At 51.6% G+C, this 25,861-nt stretch carries 29 protein-coding genes; 10 read left to right on the plus strand and 19 right to left on the minus strand.

What is annotated here, in order from left to right; genetic code table 11:
- The 9 genes from A9587_RS12470 to fkpA form a co-directional block, all read right to left on the minus strand.
- Positions 1-271, minus strand: a 271-nt coding sequence (locus A9587_RS12470) for a GTP-binding protein (protein ID WP_000031677.1), incomplete at its 3' end; no start/stop codon positions are given.
- A gap of 70 nt (positions 272-341) precedes the next feature.
- A complete protein-coding gene (gene fusA, locus A9587_RS12475; RefSeq protein ID WP_000124700.1) occupies positions 342-2,456 on the minus strand; it encodes an elongation factor G in 2,115 nt (704 codons plus the stop codon).
- Positions 2,457-2,552: 96 nt separating this feature from the next.
- A complete protein-coding gene (gene rpsG, locus A9587_RS12480) occupies positions 2,553-3,023 on the minus strand; it encodes a 30S ribosomal protein S7 (RefSeq protein WP_001138043.1) in 471 nt (156 codons plus the stop codon).
- 95 nt (positions 3,024-3,118) lie between these two features.
- Positions 3,119-3,493 carry a 30S ribosomal protein S12 gene (gene rpsL, locus A9587_RS12485; protein WP_000246815.1) on the minus strand — a complete coding sequence of 125 codons (375 nt, stop codon included), beginning with the start codon at positions 3,491-3,493 and terminating at the stop codon, positions 3,119-3,121.
- Positions 3,494-3,618: 125 nt separating this feature from the next.
- Positions 3,619-3,906: a sulfurtransferase complex subunit TusB gene (gene tusB, locus A9587_RS12490; protein WP_000903393.1), complete on the minus strand. Its 288-nt coding sequence runs from the start codon at positions 3,904-3,906 to the stop codon at positions 3,619-3,621.
- A 7-nt stretch (positions 3,907-3,913) separates the two neighbouring features.
- Entirely contained in the window at positions 3,914-4,273 is a 360-nt protein-coding gene (gene tusC / locus A9587_RS12495; protein WP_001517204.1) for a sulfurtransferase complex subunit TusC, read from the minus strand.
- Entirely contained in the window at positions 4,273-4,659 is a 387-nt protein-coding gene (tusD, locus tag A9587_RS12500; protein ID WP_001209699.1) for a sulfurtransferase complex subunit TusD, read from the minus strand. The genes tusC and tusD overlap by 1 nt, the downstream gene beginning before the upstream one ends.
- Positions 4,659-5,381 (minus strand): helix-turn-helix transcriptional regulator, encoded by a 723-nt coding sequence (locus tag A9587_RS12505; RefSeq protein ID WP_000091466.1) that lies wholly within the window; start codon positions 5,379-5,381, stop codon positions 4,659-4,661. The genes tusD and A9587_RS12505 overlap by 1 nt, the downstream gene beginning before the upstream one ends.
- A 166-nt stretch (positions 5,382-5,547) precedes the next feature.
- Positions 5,548-6,360, minus strand: a complete 813-nt coding sequence (gene fkpA, locus A9587_RS12510; protein WP_000838277.1) for an FKBP-type peptidyl-prolyl cis-trans isomerase — start codon at positions 6,358-6,360, stop codon at positions 5,548-5,550.
- A 219-nt stretch (positions 6,361-6,579) separates the two neighbouring features.
- On the opposite strand from fkpA, the gene A9587_RS12515 reads away from it, so the two are divergent.
- A complete protein-coding gene (locus tag A9587_RS12515) occupies positions 6,580-6,798 on the plus strand; it encodes a protein SlyX (protein ID WP_001153620.1) in 219 nt (72 codons plus the stop codon).
- 48 nt (positions 6,799-6,846) lie between these two features.
- Here the strand turns inward: A9587_RS12515 and slyD are convergent, their stop codons facing one another.
- From slyD to kefG, 4 genes are all read right to left on the minus strand, one after another.
- A complete protein-coding gene (gene slyD / locus A9587_RS12520) occupies positions 6,847-7,437 on the minus strand; it encodes a peptidylprolyl isomerase (protein ID WP_000861334.1) in 591 nt (196 codons plus the stop codon).
- A 94-nt stretch (positions 7,438-7,531) separates the two neighbouring features.
- Positions 7,532-7,732, minus strand: a complete 201-nt coding sequence (locus A9587_RS12525) for a YheV family putative zinc ribbon protein (protein WP_001007731.1) — start codon at positions 7,730-7,732, stop codon at positions 7,532-7,534.
- Positions 7,733-7,741: 9 nt separating this feature from the next.
- Positions 7,742-9,547, minus strand: a complete 1,806-nt coding sequence (kefB, locus tag A9587_RS12530) for a glutathione-regulated potassium-efflux system protein KefB (RefSeq protein ID WP_000399145.1) — start codon at positions 9,545-9,547, stop codon at positions 7,742-7,744.
- Entirely contained in the window at positions 9,547-10,098 is a 552-nt protein-coding gene (gene kefG, locus A9587_RS12535; RefSeq protein ID WP_001517205.1) for a glutathione-regulated potassium-efflux system ancillary protein KefG, read from the minus strand. Before kefG ends, kefB begins: the two co-directional genes overlap by 1 nt.
- 129 nt (positions 10,099-10,227) lie before the next feature.
- On the opposite strand from kefG, the gene A9587_RS12545 reads away from it, so the two are divergent.
- The 4 genes from A9587_RS12545 to A9587_RS12560 are packed head-to-tail and all read left to right on the plus strand — an operon-like array spanning position 10,228 to position 14,298.
- Positions 10,228-12,141, plus strand: coding sequence for an ABC transporter ATP-binding protein (locus tag A9587_RS12545; protein WP_105263287.1), 1,914 nt, complete (start codon positions 10,228-10,230; stop codon positions 12,139-12,141).
- Positions 12,141-13,163: a hydrolase gene (locus A9587_RS12550; RefSeq protein WP_105263288.1), complete on the plus strand. Its 1,023-nt coding sequence runs from the start codon at positions 12,141-12,143 to the stop codon at positions 13,161-13,163. The genes A9587_RS12545 and A9587_RS12550 overlap by 1 nt, the downstream gene beginning before the upstream one ends.
- Positions 13,157-13,375 (plus strand): YheU family protein, encoded by a 219-nt coding sequence (locus A9587_RS12555; protein ID WP_000907082.1) that lies wholly within the window; start codon positions 13,157-13,159, stop codon positions 13,373-13,375. Before A9587_RS12550 ends, A9587_RS12555 begins: the two co-directional genes overlap by 7 nt.
- A 53-nt stretch (positions 13,376-13,428) precedes the next feature.
- On the plus strand, positions 13,429-14,298 hold the full coding sequence (locus A9587_RS12560; RefSeq protein WP_001274686.1) for a phosphoribulokinase: 870 nt from the start codon (positions 13,429-13,431) through the stop codon (positions 14,296-14,298).
- A gap of 54 nt (positions 14,299-14,352) precedes the next feature.
- Here A9587_RS12560 and A9587_RS12565 read toward each other — a convergent pair whose 3' ends face one another.
- Positions 14,353-14,757 carry an OsmC family protein gene (locus A9587_RS12565; RefSeq protein ID WP_001517207.1) on the minus strand — a complete coding sequence of 135 codons (405 nt, stop codon included), beginning with the start codon at positions 14,755-14,757 and terminating at the stop codon, positions 14,353-14,355.
- Between the two features lie 301 nt (positions 14,758-15,058).
- Here A9587_RS12565 and crp point away from each other — a divergent pair, with 301 nt between their 5' ends.
- Positions 15,059-15,691, plus strand: coding sequence for a cAMP-activated global transcriptional regulator CRP (gene crp, locus A9587_RS12575; RefSeq protein WP_000242755.1), 633 nt, complete (start codon positions 15,059-15,061; stop codon positions 15,689-15,691).
- A 50-nt stretch (positions 15,692-15,741) separates the two neighbouring features.
- Positions 15,742-17,832, plus strand: a complete 2,091-nt coding sequence (locus A9587_RS12580) for a YccS/YhfK family putative transporter (RefSeq protein ID WP_001517208.1) — start codon at positions 15,742-15,744, stop codon at positions 17,830-17,832.
- Positions 17,833-17,941: 109 nt separating this feature from the next.
- On the opposite strand, the gene argD is transcribed toward A9587_RS12580, so the two are convergent.
- The 5 genes from argD to ppiA all read right to left on the minus strand — a co-directional run bounded on the left by argD (position 17,942) and on the right by ppiA (position 21,279).
- Positions 17,942-19,162 (minus strand): bifunctional acetylornithine/succinyldiaminopimelate transaminase, encoded by a 1,221-nt coding sequence (argD, locus tag A9587_RS12585; RefSeq protein WP_000190011.1) that lies wholly within the window; start codon positions 19,160-19,162, stop codon positions 17,942-17,944.
- Between the two features lie 85 nt (positions 19,163-19,247).
- Positions 19,248-19,811, minus strand: coding sequence for an aminodeoxychorismate synthase component 2 (pabA, locus tag A9587_RS12590; protein ID WP_000601889.1), 564 nt, complete (start codon positions 19,809-19,811; stop codon positions 19,248-19,250).
- A 31-nt stretch (positions 19,812-19,842) separates the two neighbouring features.
- Complete coding sequence (locus A9587_RS12595; RefSeq protein WP_001517209.1) at positions 19,843-20,445, minus strand: putative adenosine monophosphate-protein transferase Fic; 603 nt, start codon at positions 20,443-20,445, stop codon at positions 19,843-19,845.
- Positions 20,435-20,602, minus strand: a complete 168-nt coding sequence (locus A9587_RS12600; RefSeq protein WP_000736867.1) for a YhfG family protein — start codon at positions 20,600-20,602, stop codon at positions 20,435-20,437. The genes A9587_RS12595 and A9587_RS12600 overlap by 11 nt, the downstream gene beginning before the upstream one ends.
- A 104-nt stretch (positions 20,603-20,706) precedes the next feature.
- The gene (gene ppiA / locus A9587_RS12605; protein WP_000477213.1) at positions 20,707-21,279 is read right to left on the minus strand and encodes a peptidylprolyl isomerase A; all 573 of its coding nucleotides are present in this window, start codon (positions 21,277-21,279) and stop codon (positions 20,707-20,709) included.
- 264 nt (positions 21,280-21,543) lie between these two features.
- Here ppiA and tsgA point away from each other — a divergent pair, with 264 nt between their 5' ends.
- The 3 genes from tsgA (at position 21,544) to nirD (ending at position 25,852) form a co-directional block, all read left to right on the plus strand.
- Complete coding sequence (gene tsgA, locus A9587_RS12610) at positions 21,544-22,725, plus strand: MFS transporter TsgA (RefSeq protein WP_000185221.1); 1,182 nt, start codon at positions 21,544-21,546, stop codon at positions 22,723-22,725.
- Between the two features lie 260 nt (positions 22,726-22,985).
- Positions 22,986-25,529 (plus strand): NADPH-nitrite reductase large subunit, encoded by a 2,544-nt coding sequence (gene nirB, locus A9587_RS12620; RefSeq protein ID WP_000049234.1) that lies wholly within the window; start codon positions 22,986-22,988, stop codon positions 25,527-25,529.
- Complete coding sequence (gene nirD / locus A9587_RS12625) at positions 25,526-25,852, plus strand: nitrite reductase small subunit NirD (protein WP_000084764.1); 327 nt, start codon at positions 25,526-25,528, stop codon at positions 25,850-25,852. The genes nirB and nirD overlap by 4 nt, the downstream gene beginning before the upstream one ends.
- The last annotated feature ends 9 nt before the right edge of the window (positions 25,853-25,861 follow it).

The raw sequence follows: 25,861 nt of genomic DNA on the forward strand, positions 1-25,861 counted from the left end.
TTTTAACATAGTCGGCGTGCCCCGGGCAGTCTACGTGTGCGTAGTGACGGGTCGGGGTGTCGTATTCAACGTGAGAAGTGTTGATGGTGATACCACGAGCTTTTTCTTCCGGCGCGTTATCGATCTGGTCGAATGCACGAGCAGCACCGCCGTAGGTTTTAGCCAGTACGGTGGTGATTGCAGCGGTCAGAGTAGTTTTACCGTGGTCAACGTGGCCGATAGTACCAACGTTAACGTGCGGTTTTGTACGTTCAAATTTTTCTTTAGACACGGCTATATTCCTTACTATAGTGCTCTCCCCTTCAGGAGAGAGCACGGGACTTTGGTATTAACCCTGAGGCTTATTTACCACGGGCTTCAATTACGGCCTGAGCAACGTTACTCGGCGCTTCATCATACTTCAGGAATTCCATAGTGTATGATGCGCGACCTTTGGTCAGAGAGCGCAGCTGAGTTGCATATCCGAACATTTCAGACAGCGGTACTTCAGCGTGGATCTTAACGCCAGTAACTTCAGATTCCTGACCTTTGAGCATACCACGACGACGGCTCAAGTCACCGATAACGTCACCGGTGTTCTCTTCAGGAGTTTCTACTTCAACCTTCATGATCGGCTCAAGCAGAACTGGTTTCGCTTTCTTAAAGCCTTCTTTAAAGGCGATAGAAGCAGCCAGTTTAAACGCCAGTTCAGAGGAGTCAACGTCATGGTAAGAACCGAAGTGCAGACGAATACCCATGTCTACTACCGGGTAGCCTGCCAGCGGGCCAGCTTTCAGTTGTTCCTGGATACCTTTATCAACGGCCGGGATGTATTCGCCAGGGATTACACCACCTTTAATGTCGTTGATGAACTCGTAGCCTTTCGGGTTTGAACCCGGCTCCAGCGGGTACATGTCGATAACAACATGACCATACTGACCACGACCACCAGACTGTTTCGCGTGTTTACCTTCAACATCGGTAACTTTCTGGCGGATAGTTTCACGGTAAGCAACCTGCGGTTTACCTACGTTCGCTTCAACGTTGAATTCACGCTTCATACGGTCAACGATGATGTCGAGGTGCAGCTCACCCATACCCGCGATGATGGTCTGGTTAGATTCTTCGTCAGTCCATACACGGAAAGACGGGTCTTCTTTAGCCAGACGGCCCAGAGCCAGACCCATTTTTTCCTGGTCAGCTTTGGTTTTCGGTTCTACTGCGATGGAGATTACCGGCTCAGGGAATTCCATACGTTCCAGAATGATCGGCGCATCCGGGTCACACAGGGTGTCACCAGTGGTTACGTCTTTCAGACCGATTGCAGCAGCGATGTCGCCCGCGCGAACTTCTTTGATCTCTTCACGTTTGTTAGCATGCATCTGAACGATACGGCCGAAACGCTCACGTGCAGCTTTCACGGAGTTCAGTACGGTATCACCAGAGTTAACCACACCGGAGTACACACGGAAGAAGGTCAGGTTACCAACAAACGGGTCGGTAGCAATTTTGAACGCCAGTGCAGAGAACGGCTCGTCATCACTTGCGTGACGTTCAGCCGGAGTGTCTTTACCGTCGTCCAGGATACCGTTGATCGCAGGTACGTCAACCGGGGATGGCAGGTAATCAATTACCGCATCCAGCATCGCCTGAACACCTTTGTTCTTGAACGCAGAACCACAGGTTACCAGGATGATTTCGTTGTTCAGAACGCGCTGACGCAGAGCACCTTTGATTTCTGCTTCAGTCAGTTCTTCACCACCCAGGTATTTTTCCATCAGCTCTTCAGAAGCTTCAGCCGCGGATTCGATCAGGTTCTGGTGCCATTCGTTAGCCAGTTCAACCATGTCTGCCGGGATATCTTCGTATTCGAAGGTTACGCCCTGGTCAGCATCGTTCCAGTTGATAGCTTTCATTTTCACCAGGTCAACAACACCGGTGAAATGTTCTTCAGCACCAATCGCCAACTGCAGCGGAACCGGGTTCGCGCCCAGACGGGTTTTGATCTGGTTAACAACTTTCAGGAAGTTCGCACCCATGCGGTCCATTTTGTTAACGAACGCAATGCGCGGAACTTTATATTTGTTTGCCTGACGCCATACGGTTTCAGACTGCGGCTGAACACCACCAACTGCGCAGTAAACCATTACCGCACCATCGAGAACACGCATGGAACGTTCTACTTCGATTGTGAAGTCAACGTGCCCCGGGGTGTCGATGATGTTGATGCGATGCGGCTCATACTGCTTAGCCATACCAGACCAGAATGCAGTAGTCGCAGCGGAAGTGATGGTAATACCACGTTCCTGCTCCTGCTCCATCCAGTCCATGGTTGCAGCGCCGTCATGAACTTCACCGATTTTATGGTTTACACCGGTGTAGAACAGAATACGTTCGGTAGTAGTGGTTTTACCGGCGTCGATGTGCGCACTGATACCGATGTTACGGTAGCGTGCGATGGGTGTTGTACGAGCCATTTGTTTCCTCGTTTATCTTTTAGGCGTTCAATTTAAGTAGCCCAAAGCGGGCTGCTTACTGGAAGCGCCCGCCTGGTGACTAAAACTCCGAAGGGATTACCAACGGTAGTGTGCGAACGCCTTGTTGGCTTCGGCCATACGGTGAACGTCTTCACGTTTCTTAACTGCAGTGCCTTTGTTTTCTGCAGCATCGGAAAGTTCGTTCGCCAGGCGCAGAGCCATGGATTTATCACCGCGTTTACGAGCAGCTTCAACGATCCAACGCATTGCCAGAGCATTACGACGAACCGGACGGACTTCAACTGGGACCTGATAAGTAGAACCACCAACGCGGCGAGACTTAACTTCGACAGTCGGGCGCACGTTTTCGAGAGCTACTTCGAATGCTTCCAGTTCAGATTTACCAGAACGCTGAGCCAGGGTCTCCAGCGCGCTGTATACGATAGATTCAGCAGTAGATTTTTTACCATCTACCATCAGGATATTTACAAATTTAGCCAGCAGTTCTGATCCGAACTTCGGATCTGGCAGAATTTTACGCTGACCAATGACGCGACGACGTGGCATGGAAATACTCCGTTGTTAATTCAGGATTGTCCAAAACTCTACGAGTTTAGTTTGACATTAATTTAAAACGTTTGGCCTTACTTAACGGAGAACCATTAAGCCTTAGGACGCTTCACGCCATACTTGGAACGAGCCTGCTTACGGTCTTTAACGCCGGAGCAGTCAAGCGCGCCACGTACGGTGTGGTAACGAACACCCGGGAGGTCTTTAACACGACCGCCACGGATCAGGATCACGGAGTGTTCCTGCAAGTTGTGACCTTCACCACCGATGTAGGAAGTCACTTCGAAACCGTTAGTCAGACGAACACGGCATACTTTACGCAGTGCGGAGTTCGGTTTTTTAGGAGTGGTAGTATATACACGAGTACATACGCCACGTTTTTGCGGGCATGCTTCCAGCGCAGGCACGTTGCTTTTCGCAACTTTGCGAGCACGTGGTTTGCGTACCAGCTGGTTAACTGTTGCCATTAAATAGCTCCTGGTTTTAGCTTTTGCTTCGTAAACACGTAATAAAACGTCCTCACACAATATGAGGACGCCGAATTTTAGGGCGGTGTCGAAAAGGTGTCAAGAAATATACAACGATCCCGCCGTCACCAGGCCATCTGACTGGTGTGCTTAACCGTAAGTCTGACGAAATCAGTATAGTCAATTCGGATGATATCGTTCGAAATTTGACCACTCAAACCGCGAGCAATGAGGTCTTCGTTCAGGGCATAGACCTTAATGGGGGCATTACGTAGACTTTCAAGGTAGCGGTTACCGTCAACTGCGGCAGTTACGCCATCCTGCAATAACAGCAGTTCGTCGCCCTCGCCGAGCAGACGCAGCAGTGCAGAAAAATCCGTCAACCAGGGGGAGCGATGTAATGTGTGCAGCATGGACGCCTCAAAATCTTAAAATAACATCATAATTGCCAAGCTCACGACGTAATGTTTCAGCTTCGAGCGGCGTGGCTTCCACGACCAATGGTGTCTCCGGATTTAACCCGCGTTCACGTAGTGAAGCCGCACAAACCCAACACTGTTCAATGTCGTAAAGCCCCAGCAGTTTAAAGGTAGCGATGTAATCACGCGCCAGCACTACATCGGGCTTTTGGCCTGGCAGAATTTGAAAAACACCATCGGCAATAAAGAAAACTGCAATATCGTCAGTTAATGCGGAGGTTGCGAGTAATGCATCTAATCCTTCACGGCCAGCCGCTGTGCCGTGGGGTGCAGTAGAAAAGACAAACGCAATTCGTTTCATCAGAACTGTACCACCCTGTCGCAGGTCAGCGAGGCTTCCGCCAGAGCGCCAAGGCCACTTAAGGTAAAGCCCGGCTGGAGATTAGCTGATGCCAGACCTAATCTTCCAGCCTCAGTTTCATCGACAATACCGCGACGTAATGCTGCCGCCACACAAATATTCAGCATCACGCCGTGTTGTGTATTCAATTGCTGCCAGCCGCGCACAAGGTCAAATTCATCACTCGCGGGAGAGGTCAACTGGTTGGCGTTGTAGACACCTTCCCGGTAGAAAAAGACGCTACTCAGCTCATGACCTTCGGCTATCAGCGCCTGCGCAAACTGAAAAGCACTACTCGCCTGTTGCGTACCGTATGCTGGCCCGGTTACCACGATGGCAAAACGCATTACTTATCTTGCCCCTGGAAATCACCGCTCTTGAACTGACGGATATAGAGATAGACAGTATGTTTGGAGATATTCAGACGGTCAGCCACCTGGTTGATCGCGTCTTTGATGTCGAAGATGCCTTTCTCGTAAAGATTCAGCACGATCTGGCGATTTTTGGCGTTATTAGAAACATTGCGATCGGCGTTCACTTCTTCAATGGTGAACTCCAGCGTTTGGGTAACCAGATCTTCAACAGAAGAGGCAAAGTTGACGCTTGAACCGACATCCGGGGTTTCTGGCGGCACAAAAGTGCTCATAATCTGCGAGAAAGGAACATCAAGATTCATATTGATACATAGCAGACCAATCACTCGCTGTTCGCGGTTACGAATGGCGATTGTCAGGGACTTCATTAATACTCCGCTTTTGGCGCGAGTAAAGTAGCATTTAGAAACGCTGCTATCCGCCCCCGTCATATCGTGCAGCATACGCAGCGCCAGATCGGTAATTGGCGAACCAATCTTCCGGCCTGTATGTTCACCGTTGGCAATACGAATGGCTGAACATTTTAAATCCTGCAAAGAGTGCAAAACGATTTCACAGTGGGAGCCAATGAGCATCGCTAACCCGTCCACCACCGCTTCGTAGGATTTCAGAATATCAAAATCGGTCTGGTCGAAAGGACGTTGATCCAGTAAATCCAACTCACTGGTTTCGTTGGTTAAAAGCGACCTGGACATGAAAAAAAACACTCCTTTTCAGGAGCCTGTCGTTAACTTTTCAGGGCAGGCTCATTAATGATGCGGGTAATTAAATTAATACAGCGGAGGTTCCGCTTTCCAGCACTAATTATATCCGGCCTGCAATAAAAAAACCGCCGCCTGGTCAGGCGGCGGTTTTTAATGCTTATTTTTTAGCAGAATCTGCTGCTTTAGCATCTGCTTCTGGCTTCGTATCAGCCTTCGGCGCTGGTTTCACATCCAGCAGCTCTACGTCAAACACCAGGGTAGAATTCGGTGGGATCCCCGGAACACCCGCTTTGCCGTAAGCCAGTTCTGGTGGAATAACCAGCTTAATCTTGCCGCCTTTCTTAATGTTCTTCAGACCTTCAGTCCAGCCCGGGATTACACCATCCAGACGGAAGGAGAGCGGTTCACCACGGGTGTAAGAGTTATCGAACTCTTTACCGTCGATCAGCGTACCTTTGTAGTTCACCACAACAGTGTCGCTGTCTTTCGGTGCTTCACCTTTACCGGCATCCAGGACTTGATACACCAGGCCAGTAGAAGAGGTTTTCACACCTTTCTCTTTGGCAAATTTCTCGCGGTACTCTTTACCTTTCGCTTCGTTATCAGCCGCATCTTTTTCCATCTTCGCCTGAGCGGAGGATTTCACGCGTGCTTCAAACGCTTGCAGAGTCTGTTCGATCTCTTGATCGGAAAGTTTGCTCTTATCAGCAAATGCATCCTGAACGCCAGCGATCAGCTGATCTTTATCCAGTTTAATGCCCAACTTTTCTTGTTCTTTCAGAGAATTTTCCATGTAACGACCCAGCGAAGCGCCCAGTGCGTAAGCTGATTTCTGATCGTCATTTTTGAACGCTGCTTTGCTGTCAGCAGTTGTAGCAGGTTTCGCCGCTTCGGCAGCAAAAGTGATTGGTGTATGCAGGGCAACAGCCATTGTGGTCGCCAGCAGCGTTACTTTAAACAGTGATTTCATCCATATCTCCAGGATCGGGGCATCTCACCCCAGGGTTAACTATTATCAGAAGGGTACTATAAAGCGTTGTCGGATAAATCTACATACAGACACGCCCTATTATCATCTATTTTCAGACTCTTTTTGTTTAAATTAGTTTCGATGCCACAAAATGAGTGCTGTCTCTGGCAACAAAGTTAAGTAGAATCCGCGGCGACCATTCGACAAAAGAGGTGAATCATGCAGGATTTATCAATGGAAGCACGCCTGGCAGAGCTGGAGAGCCGACTGGCTTTTCAGGAAATCACCATTGAAGAACTGAACGTCACGGTGACCGCTCATGAAATGGAGATGGCAAAACTGCGCGATCATCTGCGTCTGCTGACCGAGAAGTTAAAAGCCAGTCAGCCGTCGAACATCGCGTCACAGGCTGAAGAAACGCCACCTCCGCACTATTGAGGCGAAAAAAAGCGGGGAATTCCCCGCTTTTTTGTCACCTGTTCTGCCTTAGTGGCAACCGCAACCGCCGTTACCTTTACCGCCACAGCAACCTTCGCCACCGTGTTCATGACCGTGATCGTGGCCATGACCGCCGCAGCAACCGTCGTGGTCGTGATCGTGGTGATGATCGTGCGCACCATGAACGTGACCGTGAGCCAGTTCCTCTTCGGTCGCTTCACGAATCGCCACAACTTCAACGTTGAATTTCAGATTCTGACCAGCCAGCATGTGGTTACCGTCAACCACAACGTGATCGTCTTCAACGGCAGTGATTTCAACCGGTACTGGCCCCTGGTCGGTTTCAGCCAGGAAGCGCATACCCACCTGCAGTTCGTCAACGCCCATAAATACGTCTTTAGGAACGCGCTGAACCAGGTTTTCGTCGTACTGACCGTAAGCGTCGTTCGCGCCAACAGCGACATCAAATTTGTCGCCAACTTCATGACCTTCCAGCGCCGTTTCCAGGCCAGAGATCAGGGAACCGTGACCATGCAGGTAGTCCAGCGGCGCACTCACCGGAGACTCATCAACCAACACACCGTCTTCTGTACGTACCTGATAGGCCAGGCTGACCACCAGGTCTTTTGCTACTTTCATGATATCTCCTGAGCATGGGAAGAATTGTGGCGCAGATTGTAGCGGAATTCTGCAGCCGTGTACTCACTAGCTTAAAAAAACTCAGCGCATATCGCTAGTCCGGATAAAAAATCCCGATAACTTGCTCATCTTTGCGAACGTGATCGCGGGCTTCTTTATCCGCTTCCCGCATTTGGTGTCCGCACTTAACGCATTCAACAATATCAATATTATTTTCGCGCCACATCGCCATTGAATCCTGCGCCTGACAGGCTGGACATTTTGCACCAGCGATAAAGCGTTTTCGTATTGCCATATTCACCCTCTACTCAAATTCATCCCAGCCGTCGAACTGACGTCGTTCTTGTTGCATCTCACGCTGGAAAATCTCTTCCAGTTCGCGTCGGGCTTCCCTGGCGCGAGAAATTTGTACGGTATCGGCATGCATCGGGATTAACTCCCGCAACATACGCATATCCAGGCGACGAAAATGGAGCTGTGCCCGCTGTGCCTGATGCGGGTGCATCCCAAGCGTAACCAGCGTTTTGCGCCCCAGCTCTAACGCACTGGAGAATGTTTCACGGGAAAACTGCGTCACCCCTGCCTGTAATAACTCATGCGCTTCCACACGTCCGCGCGCTCGCGCAAGAATATGCAAATGCGGGAAGTGTTGCTGGCATATTTCCACCAGTTTCATGGTGTCTTCCGGTTCATTGCAGGTAATGACGATGGATTCTGCGGCTTCTGCACCCGCAGAGCGCAACAGGTCAACTTGCGTAGCGTCGCCGTAATATACTTTGTAGCCATATTTGCGCATCAGGTTAACCGCGCTGATATCCCGCTCCAGCACGGTAATGCGCATTTTATTCGCCATCAGCAAACGACCAATCACCTGACCAAAACGTCCGAAGCCCACCACAATCACTTGCGGTTTATCATCGTTTACCCACGGTTTTTCATCCTCTTCTTCCGGAGCGTTGAACTGGCGGGATAGCCACTTATCCACAAGCTTCATCAACAGCGGTGTGGTCATCATGGAAAGCGTAACTGTCACCAACAACAGCGCCATCTGATCGCCCTGAAACAATCGTTGTGAAGAGGCTGTAGAAAAGAGCACAAAGGCAAACTCACCGCCCTGACTCAGCACACCAGCAAACTGCATCCGCTCGGAGCTGCGCACGCCATACAACCTCGCCAGCAGATACAGCACGAGAATTTTCACCGCTACCAGCACAACCACACTTATCACCACCCACAGAAGATGGGTATAAAGCACCCCAAGGTTGAGCGACATCCCGACGGAGATAAAAAACAGTCCAAGCAGCAAGCCTTTAAACGGATCGATAGCCGTTTCCAGTTCATGGCGATATTCGCTCTCCGCCAGCAACACGCCCGCAATAAACGTACCGAGCGCCATCGACAGCCCCAGCGCATCCATAAATAACGCAGACCCCAGCACCAGCAGTAACGTCGCGGCGGTGAATACTTCCCGCACACCTGAAGCCGCAATAAAGCGAAATACCGGGCGCAGCAAATAGCGCCCGCCGATCAACATGCCGACAAACGCCAGCACCTTCATACCGACCTTCATCCAGTCGAAATGTTCGTCTGCCGATCCCGCCAATAACGGCACTAACGCCAGCGCCGGGATCACCGCCAGATCCTGAAACAGCAACACCGAGAAACCTAACTGACCGGATTCGCTGCGATTCATCCCTTTCTCGCGCATTAGCTGCAACGCCATTGCGGTTGAAGACATCGCCAGACCAATTCCCCCCACAACTGCCGCCTGCCAGGCAAAGTCCGTCAGCATCAATAATCCTGCCAGCAACGCCGCGCTTAACAGCACCTGCGCTGCGCCGACGCCAAAAATGGAGCGCCGCAATTGCCAGAGCTTGGAAGGATTCAACTCGAGCCCGATGATAAACATCAGGAACACCACGCCAAGTTCCGAAAAGTGGAGGATCTCATCGACGTCGCTAATAAACCCCAGTCCCCACGGACCAATCGCAATTCCAGCCAGCAAATATCCCAACACCGCACCAATGCCCAGCCGCGATGCCAGTGGCACCGCAGCCACCGCCGCGAAGAGAAACAGCACTCCTGCAAGTAAAAAATCGGAACCTTCCATCAGCGACCTCCCACGGGCAGCGGATTTGCCAGCCAGTCGCTGTAGGCTCTGGCGTGACTCGCCAGCTCCTGTGCGCTTTGCCGTCTCGCCCAGTAAATAATGATGGGGCTTAACCAATGCATCCGGCACATGCCCGCCGCCAGTTCAAAGGGGCGCAGAACATCGCTCATCGGATAACGATTCAGCGCGTCATAACGGTAGGCACTTTCTGGTTCGCCGGTGGTGATCACGCTACGCCAGTACTTTCCCGCCAGTTGGTTTCCTCCCGGCCCGCTGGCAAACCCACGGCTTAACACCCGGTCAAGCCACTCTTTCAGTAACGCCGGGCAACTGTAGGTATAAAGCGGATGCTGAAAAACAATCACCTCGTGCTCACGCAGTAATGCCTGCTCACGGGGAATATCAATAAAAAAATCGGGATAGTGCGCGTAAAGGTCGTGCACGGTAACATTGCTGAGCTGCGTGGCCGGTTTAAGCAGTACCCGGTTTGCCACCGAGTCCTGAGATTCCGGATGGGCATACAGCAGCAAAACTTTCGCTGGCTGAGACATCATCCCCCTCCCGGTATGGTTTTGTGTATAGTCGCTGTTTTGGGCTACCATTGCGCCCGGAGCGGCAGCTCGCCCATACACTACATTATCATAATGATAATTTAACATAGTCTGAACATACGGCGCCTTATGATTGTTTTCTCCTCGTTACAAATTCGTCGCGGCGTGCGCGTCCTGCTGGATAATGCCACCGCCACTATTAACCCTGGCCAGAAAGTCGGCCTGGTGGGTAAAAACGGCTGCGGTAAATCTACCCTACTGGCATTGCTGAAAAATGAAATCAGCGCCGACGGCGGCAGCTACACCTTTCCTGGTAGCTGGCAACTGGCGTGGGTGAATCAGGAAACGCCGGCGCTACCGCAAGCGGCACTGGAATATGTCATTGATGGCGACCGCGAATATCGCCAACTGGAAGCGCAACTTCAGGATGCTAACGAACGTAACGACGGACATGCCATTGCGACCATTCACGGCAAGCTGGATGCTATCAACGCGTGGAGTATTCGCTCCCGCGCCGCCAGCCTGCTGCATGGCCTCGGTTTCAGCAATGAGCAACTGGAGTATCCGGTGAGCGATTTCTCTGGTGGCTGGCGAATGCGCCTTAACCTCGCCCAGGCACTGATTTGCCGTTCAGACTTGCTGCTGCTCGACGAACCGACTAACCACCTCGATCTCGATGCAGTTATCTGGCTGGAAAAATGGCTGAAGAGCTATCAGGGCACGCTGATCCTTATCTCTCACGACCGCGACTTCCTCGATCCGATCGTCGATAAAATCATTCATATCGAACAACAAAGCATGTTCGAGTACACCGGCAACTACAGTTCGTTTGAAGTGCAGCGCGCCACCCGTCTGGCGCAGCAACAGGCGATGTACGAAAGCCAGCAGGAGCGCGTGGCGCATCTGCAAAGTTATATCGACCGTTTCCGCGCCAAAGCCACCAAAGCGAAGCAAGCCCAGAGCCGCATTAAGATGCTCGAGCGCATGGAGCTGATTGCCCCCGCGCACGTCGATAACCCTTTCCGTTTTAGCTTCCGCGCGCCGGAAAGCCTGCCTAATCCATTGCTGAAGATGGAAAAGGTCAGCGCGGGTTATGGCGATCGCATTATTCTCGACTCGATCAAACTGAATCTGGTCCCCGGTTCGCGCATTGGTCTGTTAGGCCGCAACGGCGCAGGTAAATCAACATTAATCAAATTGTTAGCCGGTGAACTTGCGCCGATTAGCGGTGAAATTGGCCTGGCGAAAGGGATTAAACTCGGTTACTTCGCCCAGCATCAACTGGAATACCTGCGCGCAGATGAATCGCCCATTCAACATCTGGCGCGTTTAGCACCGCAAGAGCTGGAACAAAAACTGCGAGACTACCTCGGTGGCTTTGGTTTCCAGGGCGATAAAGTAACGGAAGAAACCCGCCGTTTCTCCGGTGGGGAAAAAGCACGGCTGGTGCTGGCGCTGATCGTCTGGCAGCGTCCGAATCTGCTGCTGCTCGACGAACCGACCAACCACCTTGACCTCGACATGCGCCAGGCACTAACCGAAGCGTTGATCGAGTTTGAAGGCGCACTGGTTGTCGTTTCGCACGACCGTCACTTACTGCGTTCCACCACTGACGATCTCTATCTGGTTCACGATCGTAAAGTCGAACCGTTCGATGGCGATCTGGAGGATTATCAACAGTGGTTGAGCGACGTTCAGAAGCAGGAAAACCAATCTGACGAAGCGCCGAAAGAAAACGCTAACAGCGCCCAGGCACGTAAAGATCAGAAGCGTCGGGAAGCAGAGCTGCGTGCGCAAACCCAGCCGCTACGTAAAGAAATCGCCCGTCTGGAAAAAGAGATGGAAAAGCTGAATGCACAACTGGCACAGGCAGAAGAAAAATTGGGCGACAGCGAGCTATACGACCAGAGCCGTAAAGCAGAACTGACCGCTTGTCTGCAACAGCAAGCCAGCGCCAAATCCGGGCTGGAAGAGTGCGAAATGGCATGGCTGGAAGCCCAGGAGCAACTGGAACAAATGCTGCTGGAAGGCCAAAGCAACTAATGGCGCAAGTAACGACGACCGATCTTAACGACGCCAGCAGTAGTGCTGAATTCACCCCCATGCGCGGCTTCAGTAATTGCCATTTGCAAACCATGCTACCGCGTCTGTTTCGTCGTCAGGTGAAATTCACCCCACACTGGCAGCGGCTGGAATTGCCTGACGGTGATTTTGTCGATCTCGCGTGGAGTGAAGATCCCACACAAGCGCAACATAAACCGCGTCTGGTGGTTTTTCATGGTCTCGAAGGCAGTCTGAATAGCCCTTACGCACATGGTCTGGTCGAGGCAGCGCAAAAGCGTGGTTGGCTTGGCGTAGTGATGCATTTTCGCGGTTGTAGCGGTGAACCAAACCGGATGCACCGCATTTATCACTCTGGTGAGACGGAAGATGCCTGTTGGTTTTTACGCTGGCTACAACGCGAATTTGGTCATGCGCCAACGGCTGCCGTGGGCTATTCGCTTGGCGGTAATATGCTGGCTTGTCTGCTGGCTAAAGAAGGCAATGACGTCCCGATTGAGGCGGCGGTAATTGTCTCCGCGCCGTTTATGCTGGAAGCCTGTAGCTATCACATGGATAAAGGCTTCTCCCGCGTTTATCAGCGTTACCTGGTGAATCTGTTAAAAGCCAATGCAGCGCGTAAACTGAAGGCGTACCCCGGAACACTGCCGATAGATCTCTCGCAGTTGAAATCGGTGCGCCGCATCCGCGAATTTGACGATCTGATCACCGCCAAAATTCACGGCTATGCTGACGCCATCGACTATTATCGTCAGTGTAGCGCCATGCCGCTGCTCAATCGGATCGCCAAACCGACACTAATTATTCATGCCAAAGACGATCCGTTTATGGATCATCAGGTGATCCCTAAACCGGAAAATTTACCCACGCAGGTGGAGTATCAACTGACCGAACATGGCGGTCACGTTGGCTTCATTAGCGGTACGTTACTCCACCCGCAAATGTGGCTTGAGTCACGCATTCCTGACTGGTTATCAATGTATCTGGAGGCGAAATCATGTTGATTCCCTGGCAAGACCTCTCCCCCGAAACGCTGGAAAATTTAATTGAAAGTTTTGTGTTACGCGAAGGCACAGATTATGGTGAACATGAGCGTACACTTGAACAGAAAACCGCCGACGTCAAACGCCAGCTACAATGCGGAGAAGCGGTGCTGGTATGGTCGGAGCTGCACGAAACGGTCAATATCATGCCGCGTAGTCAGTTTCGCGAATAACCTGCAACCGTCGGCGGACAAGATAATAATGATAGCCAGGTCATGGAGTTACTATGTCTGCCAAACATCCGGTCATTGCAGTAACAGGATCCAGCGGCGCGGGGACCACCACCACCAGCCTCGCGTTTCGTAAAATATTCGCGCAGTTAAATCTGCATGCAGCCGAAGTGGAAGGCGACAGTTTTCACCGTTACACCCGCCCGGAAATGGACATGGCGATCCGCAAAGCGCGCGATGCCGGGCGGCATATCAGCTACTTCGGTCCCGAGGCCAACGACTTCGGCCTGCTGGAACAAACCTTCACTGAATACGGGCTGAGCGGCAAAGGCCAGTCGCGCAAATATCTGCACACCTACGATGAAGCCGTGCCGTGGAACCAGGTGCCCGGTACGTTTACCCCGTGGCAGGCGCTGCCAGAACCGACCGATGTGCTGTTTTATGAAGGATTGCACGGCGGCGTGGTTACGCCACAACATAACGTCGCGCAGCATGTAGATTTATTGGTTGGGGTCGTGCCTATCGTTAACCTGGAGTGGATTCAAAAACTCATCCGCGATACTGGCGAGCGCGGACACTCACGAGAAGCAGTGATGGACTCGGTAGTGCGCTCAATGGAAGACTATATCAACTACATCACGCCGCAGTTTTCCCGCACTCATATCAACTTCCAGCGCGTCCCCACTGTTGACACGTCTAACCCTTTCGCTGCAAAAGGCATCCCGTCGTTGGATGAAAGTTTTGTGGTGATTCATTTTCGTAATCTGGAAGGGATCGATTTCCCCTGGCTGCTGGCGATGTTACAAGGCTCATTCATTTCCCACATCAATACGTTAGTGGTGCCGGGAGGTAAAATGGGTCTGGCAATGGAGTTAATTATGCTGCCGCTGGTACAACGACTGATGGAAGGGAAGAAAATCGAGTAAATGTTCTTATATGCCGGATAAAATAATATCCGGCATCATATTTTAATCATTAAATCACGCGGCTATCACTTCATAGGAGTGGGTAATATTCACGGCTTTCTCTAGCATCAGCGCTACCGAACAATACTTCTCGGCAGAGAGATCCACCGCTCGCGAAACCGCCGCGTCCTTCAGGTCGCGACCTGTGACGATAAAATGCAAATTGATGTGCGTAAACAGGCGCGGTGCCTCTTCGCGGCGTTCAGAGGTTAATTTTACTTCACAATCGACCACATCCTGACGCCCTTTTTGCAGGATAGAAACCACATCAATGGCGCTGCAACCGCCTGCCGCCATCAACACCATTTCCATCGGACTTGGCGCTTTATCGCCAGAGTTACCGTCCATTAAAATCTGGTGACCCGAGGCGGACTCGCCCAAAAAAGTTAACCCTTCGACCCACTTCACACGCGCTTGCATAATCGGAACTCCATTGCGTCAATTTTCCTGACAGAGTACGCGTACTGACCAAATCGCGCAACGGAAGGCGACCTGGGTCATGCTGAAGCGAGACACCAGGAGACACAACGCGAAAGCTATGCTAAAACAGTCAGGATGCTACAGTAATACATTGATGTACTGCATGTATGTAAAGGACGTCACATTACCGTGCAGTTCAGTTGATAGCCCCTTCCCAGGTAGCGGGAAGCACATTTCGGCAATCCAGAGACAGCGGCGTTTTCTGGCTCTGGAGAAAGCTTATAACAGAGGATAACCGCGCATGGTGCTTGGCAAACCGCAAACAGACCCGACTCTCGAATGGTTCTTGTCTCATTGCCACATTCATAAGTACCCATCCAAGAGCACGCTTATTCACCAGGGTGAAAAAGCGGAAACGCTGTATTACATCGTTAAAGGCTCTGTGGCAGTGCTGATTAAAGACGAGGAGGGTAAAGAAATGATCCTCTCCTATCTGAATCAGGGTGATTTTATTGGCGAATTGGGCCTGTTTGAAGAAGGCCAGGAACGTAGCGCATGGGTACGTGCGAAAACCGCCTGTGAAGTAGCTGAGATTTCCTACAAAAAATTCCGTCAATTAATTCAGGTGAACCCGGATATTCTGATGCGTCTCTCCGCACAGATGGCGCGTCGTCTGCAAGTCACTTCAGAGAAAGTGGGCAACCTGGCATTCCTCGACGTTACAGGTCGTATTGCACAGACACTGCTGAATCTGGCGAAACAACCCGATGCCATGACTCACCCGGACGGTATGCAAATCAAAATTACCCGTCAGGAAATCGGTCAGATTGTTGGCTGTTCTCGTGAAACCGTGGGACGTATTCTGAAGATGCTGGAAGATCAGAACCTGATCTCTGCACACGGAAAAACCATCGTCGTTTACGGCACCCGTTGATCCCATCGGAGTGGCGCGTTACCTGGTAGCGCGCCGTTTTGTTTAAGCCGATGTGGCGCAGACTGATTTATCATCCCGACATCAACTACGCACTACGACAAACACTGGTGCTATGTTTGCCCGTGGCCGTTGGTCTATTGCTTGGCGAATTAAGACTCGGGCTGCTCTTTTCTCTCGTCCCCGCCTGTTGCAATATTGCGGGGCTTGATACTCCTCATAAGCGTTTTTTCAAACGCTTAATCATTGGTGCGTCGCTGTTTGCCACTTGTAGCTTGCTAACGCAACTGCTGCTGGAAAAAGATATCCCCCTACCCTTTCTGCTGACGGGGTTAACGTTGATACTTGGCGTCACTGCTGAGTTAGGGCCATTGCATGCAAAATTACTTCCCGCATCGCTACTCGCCGCCATTTTTACCCTCAGTCTGGCGGGATATATGCCGGTCTGGGAACCGTTGCTTATCTACGCGTTAGGCACGCTCTGGTATGGACTGTTTAACTGGTTCTGGTTCTGGCTCTGGCGTGAGCAACCGTTACGCGAGTCGCTTAGCCTGCTGTACCGTGAACTGGCGGATTACTGTGAAGCCAAATACAGCCTGCTTACTCAGCACACCGATCCCGAAAATGCTCTGCCACCATTGTTGGTGCGTCAGCAAAAAGCGGTCGATTTAATTACCCAGTGTTATCAGCAAATGCATATGCTTTCCGCGCAAAATAATACGGACTACAAGCGGATGCTGCGTATTTTCCAGGAGGCGCTGGACTTACAGGAACATATCTCGGTCAGTTTGCATCAGCCGGAAGAGGTGCAAAAGCTGGTCGAGCGGAGCCATGCGGAGGAAGTTATCCGCTGGAATGCACAAACTGTCGCCGCCCGCCTGCGCGTGCTGGCTGATGACATTCTTTATCATCGCCTGCCGACACGTTTTACGATGGATAAGCAAATTGGCGCGCTGGAAAAAATCGCCCGCCAGCATCCGGATAACCCCGTGGGACAATTTTGCTACTGGCACTTTAGTCGCATCGCCCGCGTGCTACGAACGCAAAAACCACTTTATGCCCGCGATCTGCTGGCAGATAAACAGCGGCGAATGCCGTTACTCCCGGCGCTGAAAAGCTATCTTTCCCTGAAATCGCCAGCGCTGCGTAATGCCGGACGATTGAGTGTGATGCTAAGTGTTGCCAGCCTGATGGGCACCGCGCTGCATTTGCCGAAATCCTATTGGATATTAATGACGGTATTGTTGGTGACGCAAAATGGTTATGGCGCTACTCGCCTGCGGATTGTGAATCGTTCTGTGGGAACCGTGGTCGGGTTAATCATTGCGGGTGTTGCGCTGCACTTTAAAATTCCCGAAGGTTACACCCTGACATTGATGCTGATTACCACGCTCGCCAGCTATCTGATATTGCGTAAGAACTACGGCTGGGCGACGGTCGGTTTTACCATTACCGCTGTGTATACCCTGCAACTGCTGTGGCTGAATGGTGAGCAATACATCATCCCACGCCTCATTGATACCATCATCGGCTGTCTGATTGCCTTCGGTGGCACGGTATGGCTGTGGCCGCAGTGGCAGAGTGGTTTACTGCGCAAGAACGCCCATGACGCCTTAGAAACTTACCAGGAGGCTATTCGTCTGATCCTCAGTAAAGATCCGCAACCCACGCCACTTGCCTGGCAGCGAATGCGGGTGAATCAGGCGCATAATACCCTGTATAACTCGCTGAATCAGGCGATGCAGGAACCGGCGTTTAACAGCCATTATCTGGCAGACATGAAACTGTGGGTAACACATAGTCAGTTTATTGTTGAACATATCAATGCCATGACCACACTGGCGCGGGAACACCGGTCATTGCCGCCGGAACTGGCGCAGGAGTACTTGCAGTCTTGTGAAATCGCCATTCAGCGTTGTCAGCAACGACTGGAATATGATGAACCGGGTAGTTCTGGTGACGCCAATATCATCGACTCGCCAGAGATGCTGCCACACGAAGGTGCGTCCGGCACGCTGGAGCAGCATTTACAACGCGTTATTGGCCATCTGAATACGATGCACACCATTTCAGCAATGGCCTGGCGGCAGCGACCACACCACGGGATTTGGTTGAGTCGCAAGTTGCGGGATTCGAAGGCGTAATTTATTCATCGCCAGAACAAAATCGAGGGTCAGATAAGGCACATACGCCGTATCCGACGCCCTTTGCCTGGTGCGACGCTTACCGCGTCTTATCAGGCTTACTCCCGTTTTACGCCGCAATCACCTTCGCCACTGCGCGGGCAAAACGCTGCATCCCTTCGTCGATATCCGCATCTTCCACCACCAGCGACGGCGCAAAACGCACCACATCTGGTCCGGCGTTCAGCACCATTACACCTGCATCCGCACCCGCATAAAGGAAATCACGCGCCTTACCTTTGTATTGTGGTTTCAACTCCGCACCAATCAACAGCCCCATGCCGCGAATATCGCTAAACACATCGTACTGCTGATCAATCTTCTGCAAATGCTCAACAAAACGCTGACGTTTCGCCTGAATGCCTTCCAGCACGACCGGCGTATTGATGATATCAAACGCCGCCCCAGCGACCGCACAGGCTAGTGGATTACCACCGTAGGTGGAACCGTGCGAGCCAGGATGAAACGCAGACGCAATCTCCGCCGTGGTCAGCATGGTGCTAATCGGGAAACCACCGCCTAACGCTTTGGCGGAGGTCAGGATATCCGGCGTCACGCCGTAGTGCATATAGGCAAATAAATCGCCTGTCCGCCCCATCCCGCACTGCACTTCATCAAATACCAGCAATGCCTGATGTTGATCGCACAGTTCACGCAAGCCCTGCAGAAACTCCGGCGTCGCAGCCGTCACGCCGCCCTCGCCCTGAATCGGCTCAACAACCACTGCGCAGGTATGATCATCCATCACTGCTTTCACCGCGTGGAGATCGTTAAAGGGAACATGAATAATGTCTGCCGGTTTTGGCCCAAAGCCGTCAGAATATTTCGGCTGGCCGCCCACCGAGACGGTAAACAATGATCGGCCATGAAAGGCGTTATGGAAGGCAATAATTTTGGTTTTGAACGGGCTATGGCGCACACAAGCGTAATGACGTGCCAGTTTAAAGGCAGTTTCGTTGGCTTCCGTCCCGGAGTTCATAAACACCACTCGTTCGGCAAAGGTCGCCTCAATCAGTTTACGCCCAAGACGTAATGCTGGTTCATTGGTGAAAACGTTGCTGATATGCCACAAGGTTTCGCCCTGGGTTTTTAACGCTTCCACCAGCGCCGGATGGCAATGACCTAACGCCGTAACCGCAATCCCCCCCGCGAAATCGACATACTCCTTACCCTGTTGATCCCAGATTCGGCTACCCTGGCCTTTTACCGGAATAAACTCTGCCGGTGCATAAATCGGCAGAATCACTTCATCGAAAGTCGCGCGTGTAATTGCTGTTTGTTCAGTTGCCATCTCATGATCACCCTGTTACGCATAAATCATTATGAAATTATAATCACAAAATATGCATAAAAAATCATTAAATGGCAACCAGAAATCAGCGATGCAGGAAATTAGCCAGCAACTGATGCCCCTGTTCGCTAAGAATACTTTCCGGATGAAATTGCACCCCTTCGAGATCCCACTGGCGATGGCGAATCCCCATAATCTCGTGGGTCTCGCTCCAGGCGGTCACTTCAAAACACTCCGGCAGCGAGTCGGGGTCCACCACCAGTGAATGGTAGCGCGTCACGGTTAATGGATTTGCCAGCCCCTGAAATACGCCTTCGCCGTTATGCGTAATGGGTGAGGTTTTGCCGTGCATTACCTTTGCGGCGCGTACCACTTTAGCGCCGAAAACCTGCGCCATCGCCTGATGCCCCAGGCAAACGCCAAGAATCGGCAACCGTCCGGCATAGTGACGAATAACCTCAAGGGAAATCCCGGCTTCATCTGGCGTACAGGGTCCAGGCGATATGACAATTTTCTGCGGTTTAAGGGCGTCAATATCCGTCAGCGTCAACGCATCGTTGCGCTTAACCAGCACATCCGTCCCCAGTTCACAAAAATACTGGTAGAGGTTCCAGGTGAAAGAATCGTAGTTATCAATAAGCAGGATCATGGCGGCTCCGGTACGAAAGAACCGCGCTATTTTACTCAGATTCCCCGGCTTCGCTTACCACTTTGCTAAATATCGTCTTCAGCGCAGAGAGATCGCCCATTGCCCCGCTCTGATTAGCCTGATTCCACACCTCTTTTTCGATGCCCAGCCAGCTCAATTGATAGCCAGCATGAATCGCCAGTTGTTCGAAGAAGATACGCTGCGCAAGGCCACTTCCCGCGCGGAATGGGTGCAGGACGTTGATTTCACAATAGTAGTGTGCCAGCCGCTCAACGAACTTCTCTTTCTCAAGGCCGACCAGATAACCTTCTTCCTCCAGATCCTGCATCAGGGCATTGCCCTCTTTTTCGATATAGGCAAAGTGGCAGAATGGTGTATCTCCTTGATAAATGTCAACTTCGCGTAATTGGCCCGCCCAGTCGAAAATATCCTGATAAAGCTGGCGATGAATAGCACGCAAATGGGGTAAACCGCGCATCAGCGGACCAAGCTCAATGGTCGCGGCGCGCAGCGCCGTCATTTCGTAAGCGGCCTGCTCCAGTCGCTGCTGTTGGCGGATATCCAGTCGGTTACGCATGATGTCGAGGCCAGGATAAAGATACGGGTCGCGCCCTTCTCCGAACTTATCGCTCATAGTGCCTCCTTAGCTCTTCAAGGCGCACCAAAGCCTCAGCGGCAGTAAGCGTCACCAAGGGGCTCTCGACACCTTCGAGACGGCGGCTGGCCTGGAAATTACGATTACGCTGAAGTTCCCAAAGACGGGACTTTTGCTTATCGGTGAGTTTCTTCACTTGATGCCTCCCTGAACGTGTCCGTTTGCCACAAGTATAAGCGGCAAATGCAGGTTACGCCGGGAGAGCAGATGCGCGGACAATATTGCCCGCGCGAGAAATCGTTACGGCAGGACTTTAGCGGAAAGGATAACGACCGGCTTTGACGGCACATTCTGGTATGGACCAACATCATGAGTCGGCACCTGGGAAATCTTGTCTGCGACATCCATCCCTTTTACCACTTTACCAAAGACGGCGTAGCCGAAATCACGCTGGCCGTGGTCGAGGAAGGCGTTATCGGCAACGTTAATAAAAAACTGGCTGGTTGCGCTGTCTTTATCAGCAGTACGCGCCATAGCAATCGTGCCGCGCGTGTTGCGCAGACCGTTATCAGCTTCATTTTTGATCGGCGGATTCGGTTTTTTCTGCTGCATCTGCTCGGTGAAACCGCCGCCCTGAATCATAAAGCCCGGGATCACCCGGTGAAAAGTGGTGTTGTTATAAAAACCGCTGTTCACATAATCGACAAAGTTTTGCACTGATACCGGTGCTTTCTGGCTATCCAGCTCCAGTTCGATATTACCAGCAGAGGTTGTTAACAATACGTGCGGGTCCCCTTTCGCTGCCATTGCTACAGGTGAGAGAGCAGAAAGAGCGAAAACAGCTACAAAAGCTGCCAGGGTCGATTTGAACATGAGATTTCCTTAACAGAGCAGAAAAAAAGCAAGTGAAGAGATTCTAAATAGCCTTCAATGACAAGGCCATTCCTTTACCTAATTTTACGTACTTGAAATATATGTAACCTGATGATCACTTATATTCCGTGATCAGAATCACTTTAAATATTGCAAATTAGCAACCGTTTGCAATTAGATATTTAATCAGATCACAAAATCACCTAAAATCGCCCGCTCGCGGCATACCCACTATGCCATTTTCTCTTTCAACGCAGGCCAATCATGACTAACAGCAATCGCATTAAGCTCACATGGATTAGCTTTCTTTCCTACGCACTCACCGGTGCGTTGGTTATTGTCACCGGGATGGTGATGGGGAATATTGCAGATTATTTCCATCTGCCCGTTTCCAGTATGAGTAACACCTTCACCTTCCTCAATGCCGGAATTTTAATCTCTATCTTCCTCAACGCCTGGCTGATGGAAATCGTCCCGCTGAAAACGCAGTTACGTTTTGGCTTTCTCCTGATGGTGCTGGCGGTTGCTGGTTTGATGTTCAGCCACAGTCTGGCGTTGTTCTCGGCGGCGATGTTCATCCTCGGGGTGGTCAGTGGTATCACCATGTCGATTGGTACGTTCCTGGTTACACAAATGTATGAAGGGCGTCAGCGCGGTTCTCGCTTGCTGTTTACCGACTCCTTCTTCAGTATGGCCGGGATGATTTTCCCGATGATCGCGGCATTTTTGCTGGCACGTAGCATTGAGTGGTACTGGGTTTATGCCTGCATCGGGCTGGTGTACGTCGCTATTTTTATTCTGACCTTCGGCTGTGAGTTCCCGGCACTGGGCAAACATGCGCCAAAAAATGACGTTCCGGTAGTGAAAGAAAAATGGGGAATTGGCGTGCTGTTTCTCTCCATTGCGGCGCTGTGCTACATCCTCGGTCAGTTAGGTTTTATCTCCTGGGTGCCGGAGTACGCCAAAGGTCTGGGCATGAGCCTGAACGACGCAGGAACGCTGGTAAGCAACTTCTGGATGTCGTACATGGTCGGCATGTGGGCCTTCAGCTTTATTCTGCGTTTCTTTGACCTGCAACGTATTCTGACCGTGCTGGCAGGACTGGCCGCGATTCTGATGTATGTCTTTAACACTGGAACACCGGCACATATGGCGTGGTCTATTCTCGCTCTGGGCTTCTTCTCCAGCGCGATCTATACCACCATCATCACCCTGGGTTCACAGCAAACCAAAGTGCCGTCCCCAAAACTGGTTAACTTCGTCCTCACCTGCGGAACCATCGGCACCATGCTGACCTTTGTGGTTACTGGCCCGATTGTAGAGCATAGCGGTCCACAGGCGGCGCTGCTCACTGCAAATGGTCTGTACGCTGTGGTATTCGTGATGTGCTTCCTGCTGGGTTTTGTCAGCCGTCACCGTCAGCATAACACCCTGACCTCTCATTAATTGCCAATATCGGGCGGCGCTTTCGTCGTCCGGTTTTTTCCTCTCTTCCCCTCAACCTATCCTCATATCTTTAAACTCTCTTATTTTGTCTATTTTTTGCACACGCACGAAATGTCAGACAATTCCGTAACTTAAGAATATTTATACAAATCAGTAATATACTCCTTAAGAGGTATATAAAGGTGAATTTGATTTGCATCAATAAGTGGGGTTGCTGAATCGTTAAGGTAGGCGGTAATAGAAAAGAAATCGAGGCAAAAATGAGCAAAGTCAGACTCGCAATTATCGGTAACGGTATGGTCGGCCATCGCTTTATCGAAGATCTTCTTGATAAATCTGATGCGGCCAACTTTGATATTACCGTTTTCTGTGAAGAACCGCGCATCGCTTATGACCGCGTACACCTCTCGTCTTACTTCTCTCACCACACTGCCGAAGAGCTGTCGCTGGTGCGCGAAGGCTTTTATGAGAAACACGGCATTAAAGTTCTGGTCGGTGAGCGCGCGATTACCATCAACCGTCAGGAGAAGGTGATCCACTCCAGCGCCGGACGTACCGTTTATTATGACAAGCTGATCATGGCGACCGGTTCCTACCCGTGGATCCCGCCGATCAAAGGTTCTGATACCCAGGACTGTTTTGTCTATCGCACCATTGAAGACCTCAACGCCATTGAATCCTGCGCCCGTCGCAGCAAGCGCGGTGCCGTTGTTGGTGGCGGCCTGTTAGGTCTGGAAGCCGCTGGCGCGCTGAAAAACTTAGGCATTGAAACCCACGTTATCGAATTTGCCCCTATGCTGATGGCGGAACAGCTTGATCAGATGGGCGGCGAACAGCTTCGTCGCAAAATCGAAAGCATGGGCGTGCGCGTTCACACCAGCAAAAACACCCTCGAAATTGTGCAGGAAGGTGTCGAAGCACGTAAAACCATGCGTTTTGCCGACGGTAGCGAGCTGGAAGTTGACTTTATTGTCTTCTCTACCGGTATCCGTCCGCGCGATAAGCTGGCGACTCAGTGTGGCCTGGACGTAGCTCCGCGTGGGGGTATCGTTATTAACGATTCCTGCCAGACTTCCGATCCGGATATCTACGCCATCGGTGAATGCGCAAGCTGGAACAACCGTGTGTTTGGTCTGGTAGCACCGGGCTACAAAATGGCTCAGGTGGCTGTTGACCACATTCTTGGTAGCGAAAACGCATTTGAAGGTGCAGATCTTAGCGCCAAGCTGAAACTGCTGGGCGTAGACGTGGGCGGTATTGGCGATGCGCATGGTCGTACACCAGGCGCGCGTAGCTATGTTTACCTCGACGAAAGCAAAGAGATTTACAAACGTCTGGTTGTCAGCGAAGACAACAAAACGTTGCTCGGTGCGGTACTGGTGGGCGATACCAGCGACTATGGCAACCTGCTGCAACTGGTACTGAACGCCATTGAACTGCCGGAAAACCCGGACTCGCTGATCCTGCCTGCCCACTCTGGCAGCGGTAAACCATCTATCGGTGTTGATAAACTGCCGGACAGCGCGCAAATCTGCTCCTGCTTCGACGTCACCAAAGGCGATCTGATTGCTGCCATCAACAAAGGCTGCCACACCGTTGCAGCGCTGAAAGCCGAAACCAAAGCGGGTACAGGCTGCGGTGGTTGCATTCCGTTGGTTACTCAGGTGCTGAACGCCGAACTGGCGAAACAGGGCATCGAAGTCAACAACAACCTGTGCGAACACTTCCCATATTCGCGCCAGGAACTGTTCCATTTGATTCGCGTTGAAGGCATTAAAACCTTCGAAGAACTGCTGGCAAAACACGGCAAAGGCTACGGTTGTGAAGTGTGTAAACCCACCATCGGTTCGCTGCTGGCGTCCTGCTGGAACGAATACATTCTGAAACCGCAGCATACTCCGTTGCAGGATTCTAACGATAACTTCCTCGCTAATATCCAGAAAGACGGCACCTATTCGGTGATCCCGCGTTCTCCGGGCGGTGAAATTACCCCGGAAGGTTTGATGGCTGTAGGTCGTATCGCACGTGAATTTAATCTCTACACCAAAATCACCGGCTCCCAACGTATTGCGATGTTTGGTGCACAGAAAGACGATCTGCCGGAGATCTGGCGTCAACTGATTGAAGCGGGATTCGAAACCGGTCATGCCTATGCGAAAGCGCTGCGTATGGCGAAAACCTGCGTGGGTAGCACCTGGTGCCGCTACGGTGTTGGCGACAGCGTCGGCCTCGGCGTAGAACTGGAAAACCGCTACAAAGGCATCCGCGCACCGCACAAAATCAAGTTCGGTGTCTCTGGTTGTACCCGTGAATGTTCAGAAGCGCAGGGCAAAGACGTAGGTATCATCGCCACTGAAAAAGGCTGGAACCTGTACGTTTGCGGTAACGGCGGCATGAAACCGCGTCATGCGGATCTGCTGGCAGCGGATATCGATCGCGAAACGCTGCTCAAATATCTCGACCGCTTCATGATGTTCTACATCCGTACTGCCGACAAACTGACCCGTACCGCACCGTGGTTAGAAAACCTCGAAGGCGGCATCGATTACCTGAAAGCGGTGATCATTGATGACAAACTGGGTCTGAACGCACATCTGGAAGAAGAGATGGCGCGCCTGCGTGAAGCTGTAGTGTGTGAGTGGACTGAAACGGTCAATACGCCGTCTGCACAGACTCGCTTCAAGCACTTCATCAACAGCGACAAGCGTGACCCGAATGTGCAGATGGTGCCTGAGCGCGAACAGCACCGTCCGGCAACGCCGTATGAACGTATTCCGGTAACTCTGGTGGAGGACAACGCATGAGCCAGTGGAAAGACATCTGCAAAATCGATGACATCCTGCCTGAAACCGGCGTCTGCGCGCTGTTAGGTGACGAGCAGGTGGCAATTTTCCGTCCGTATCACAGCGACCAGGTGTTTGCTATCAGCAATATCGATCCGTTCTTCGAATCCAGCGTACTGTCACGCGGGCTGATTGCGGAACATCAGGGTGAGCTGTGGGTAGCCAGCCCGCTGAAAAAACAGCGTTTTCGCTTAAGCGACGGCTTGTGCATGGAGGACGAACAGTTCTCCGTCAAGCATTACGAAGCACGAGTGAAAGACGGCGTAGTACAACTGCGCGGTTAATGTTTTAAC

Source organism: Escherichia sp. MOD1-EC6162 (assembly GCF_002965125.1).
GTDB classification, from domain to species: Bacteria; Pseudomonadota; Gammaproteobacteria; order Enterobacterales; family Enterobacteriaceae; genus Escherichia; species Escherichia marmotae.

Bases quoted from the DNA above. Each gene is read 5' to 3' on its own strand.
- slyD (WP_000861334.1), bottom strand. From the start codon at position 7,437: ATGAAAGTAGCAAAAGACCTGGTGGTCAGCCTGGCCTATCAGGTACGT.
- kefG (WP_001517205.1), bottom strand. From the start codon at position 10,098: ATGTCTCAGCCAGCGAAAGTTTTGCTGCTGTATGCCCATCCGGAATCT.
- pabA (WP_000601889.1), bottom strand. From the start codon at position 19,811: ATGATCCTGCTTATTGATAACTACGATTCTTTCACCTGGAACCTCTAC.
- A9587_RS12580 (WP_001517208.1), top strand. From the start codon at position 15,742: ATGTGGCGCAGACTGATTTATCATCCCGACATCAACTACGCACTACGA.
- rpsL (WP_000246815.1), bottom strand. From the start codon at position 3,493: ATGGCAACAGTTAACCAGCTGGTACGCAAACCACGTGCTCGCAAAGTT.
- fusA (WP_000124700.1), bottom strand. From the start codon at position 2,456: ATGGCTCGTACAACACCCATCGCACGCTACCGTAACATCGGTATCAGT.
- A9587_RS12545 (WP_105263287.1), top strand. From the start codon at position 10,228: ATGATTGTTTTCTCCTCGTTACAAATTCGTCGCGGCGTGCGCGTCCTG.
- A9587_RS12565 (WP_001517207.1), bottom strand. From the start codon at position 14,757: ATGCAAGCGCGTGTGAAGTGGGTCGAAGGGTTAACTTTTTTGGGCGAG.
- tusB (WP_000903393.1), bottom strand. From the start codon at position 3,906: ATGCTGCACACATTACATCGCTCCCCCTGGTTGACGGATTTTTCTGCA.
- tusD (WP_001209699.1), bottom strand. From the start codon at position 4,659: ATGCGTTTTGCCATCGTGGTAACCGGGCCAGCATACGGTACGCAACAG.
- ppiA (WP_000477213.1), bottom strand. From the start codon at position 21,279: ATGTTCAAATCGACCCTGGCAGCTTTTGTAGCTGTTTTCGCTCTTTCT.
- rpsG (WP_001138043.1), bottom strand. From the start codon at position 3,023: ATGCCACGTCGTCGCGTCATTGGTCAGCGTAAAATTCTGCCAGATCCG.
- fkpA (WP_000838277.1), bottom strand. From the start codon at position 6,360: ATGAAATCACTGTTTAAAGTAACGCTGCTGGCGACCACAATGGCTGTT.
- A9587_RS12550 (WP_105263288.1), top strand. From the start codon at position 12,141: ATGGCGCAAGTAACGACGACCGATCTTAACGACGCCAGCAGTAGTGCT.
- A9587_RS12515 (WP_001153620.1), top strand. From the start codon at position 6,580: ATGCAGGATTTATCAATGGAAGCACGCCTGGCAGAGCTGGAGAGCCGA.
- A9587_RS12560 (WP_001274686.1), top strand. From the start codon at position 13,429: ATGTCTGCCAAACATCCGGTCATTGCAGTAACAGGATCCAGCGGCGCG.
- nirB (WP_000049234.1), top strand. From the start codon at position 22,986: ATGAGCAAAGTCAGACTCGCAATTATCGGTAACGGTATGGTCGGCCAT.
- A9587_RS12505 (WP_000091466.1), bottom strand. From the start codon at position 5,381: ATGTCCAGGTCGCTTTTAACCAACGAAACCAGTGAGTTGGATTTACTG.
- A9587_RS12555 (WP_000907082.1), top strand. From the start codon at position 13,157: ATGTTGATTCCCTGGCAAGACCTCTCCCCCGAAACGCTGGAAAATTTA.
- A9587_RS12525 (WP_001007731.1), bottom strand. From the start codon at position 7,732: ATGGCAATACGAAAACGCTTTATCGCTGGTGCAAAATGTCCAGCCTGT.
- argD (WP_000190011.1), bottom strand. From the start codon at position 19,162: ATGGCAACTGAACAAACAGCAATTACACGCGCGACTTTCGATGAAGTG.
- tusC (WP_001517204.1), bottom strand. From the start codon at position 4,273: ATGAAACGAATTGCGTTTGTCTTTTCTACTGCACCCCACGGCACAGCG.
- tsgA (WP_000185221.1), top strand. From the start codon at position 21,544: ATGACTAACAGCAATCGCATTAAGCTCACATGGATTAGCTTTCTTTCC.
- nirD (WP_000084764.1), top strand. From the start codon at position 25,526: ATGAGCCAGTGGAAAGACATCTGCAAAATCGATGACATCCTGCCTGAA.
- A9587_RS12595 (WP_001517209.1), bottom strand. From the start codon at position 20,445: ATGAGCGATAAGTTCGGAGAAGGGCGCGACCCGTATCTTTATCCTGGC.
- kefB (WP_000399145.1), bottom strand. From the start codon at position 9,547: ATGGAAGGTTCCGATTTTTTACTTGCAGGAGTGCTGTTTCTCTTCGCG.
- crp (WP_000242755.1), top strand. From the start codon at position 15,059: ATGGTGCTTGGCAAACCGCAAACAGACCCGACTCTCGAATGGTTCTTG.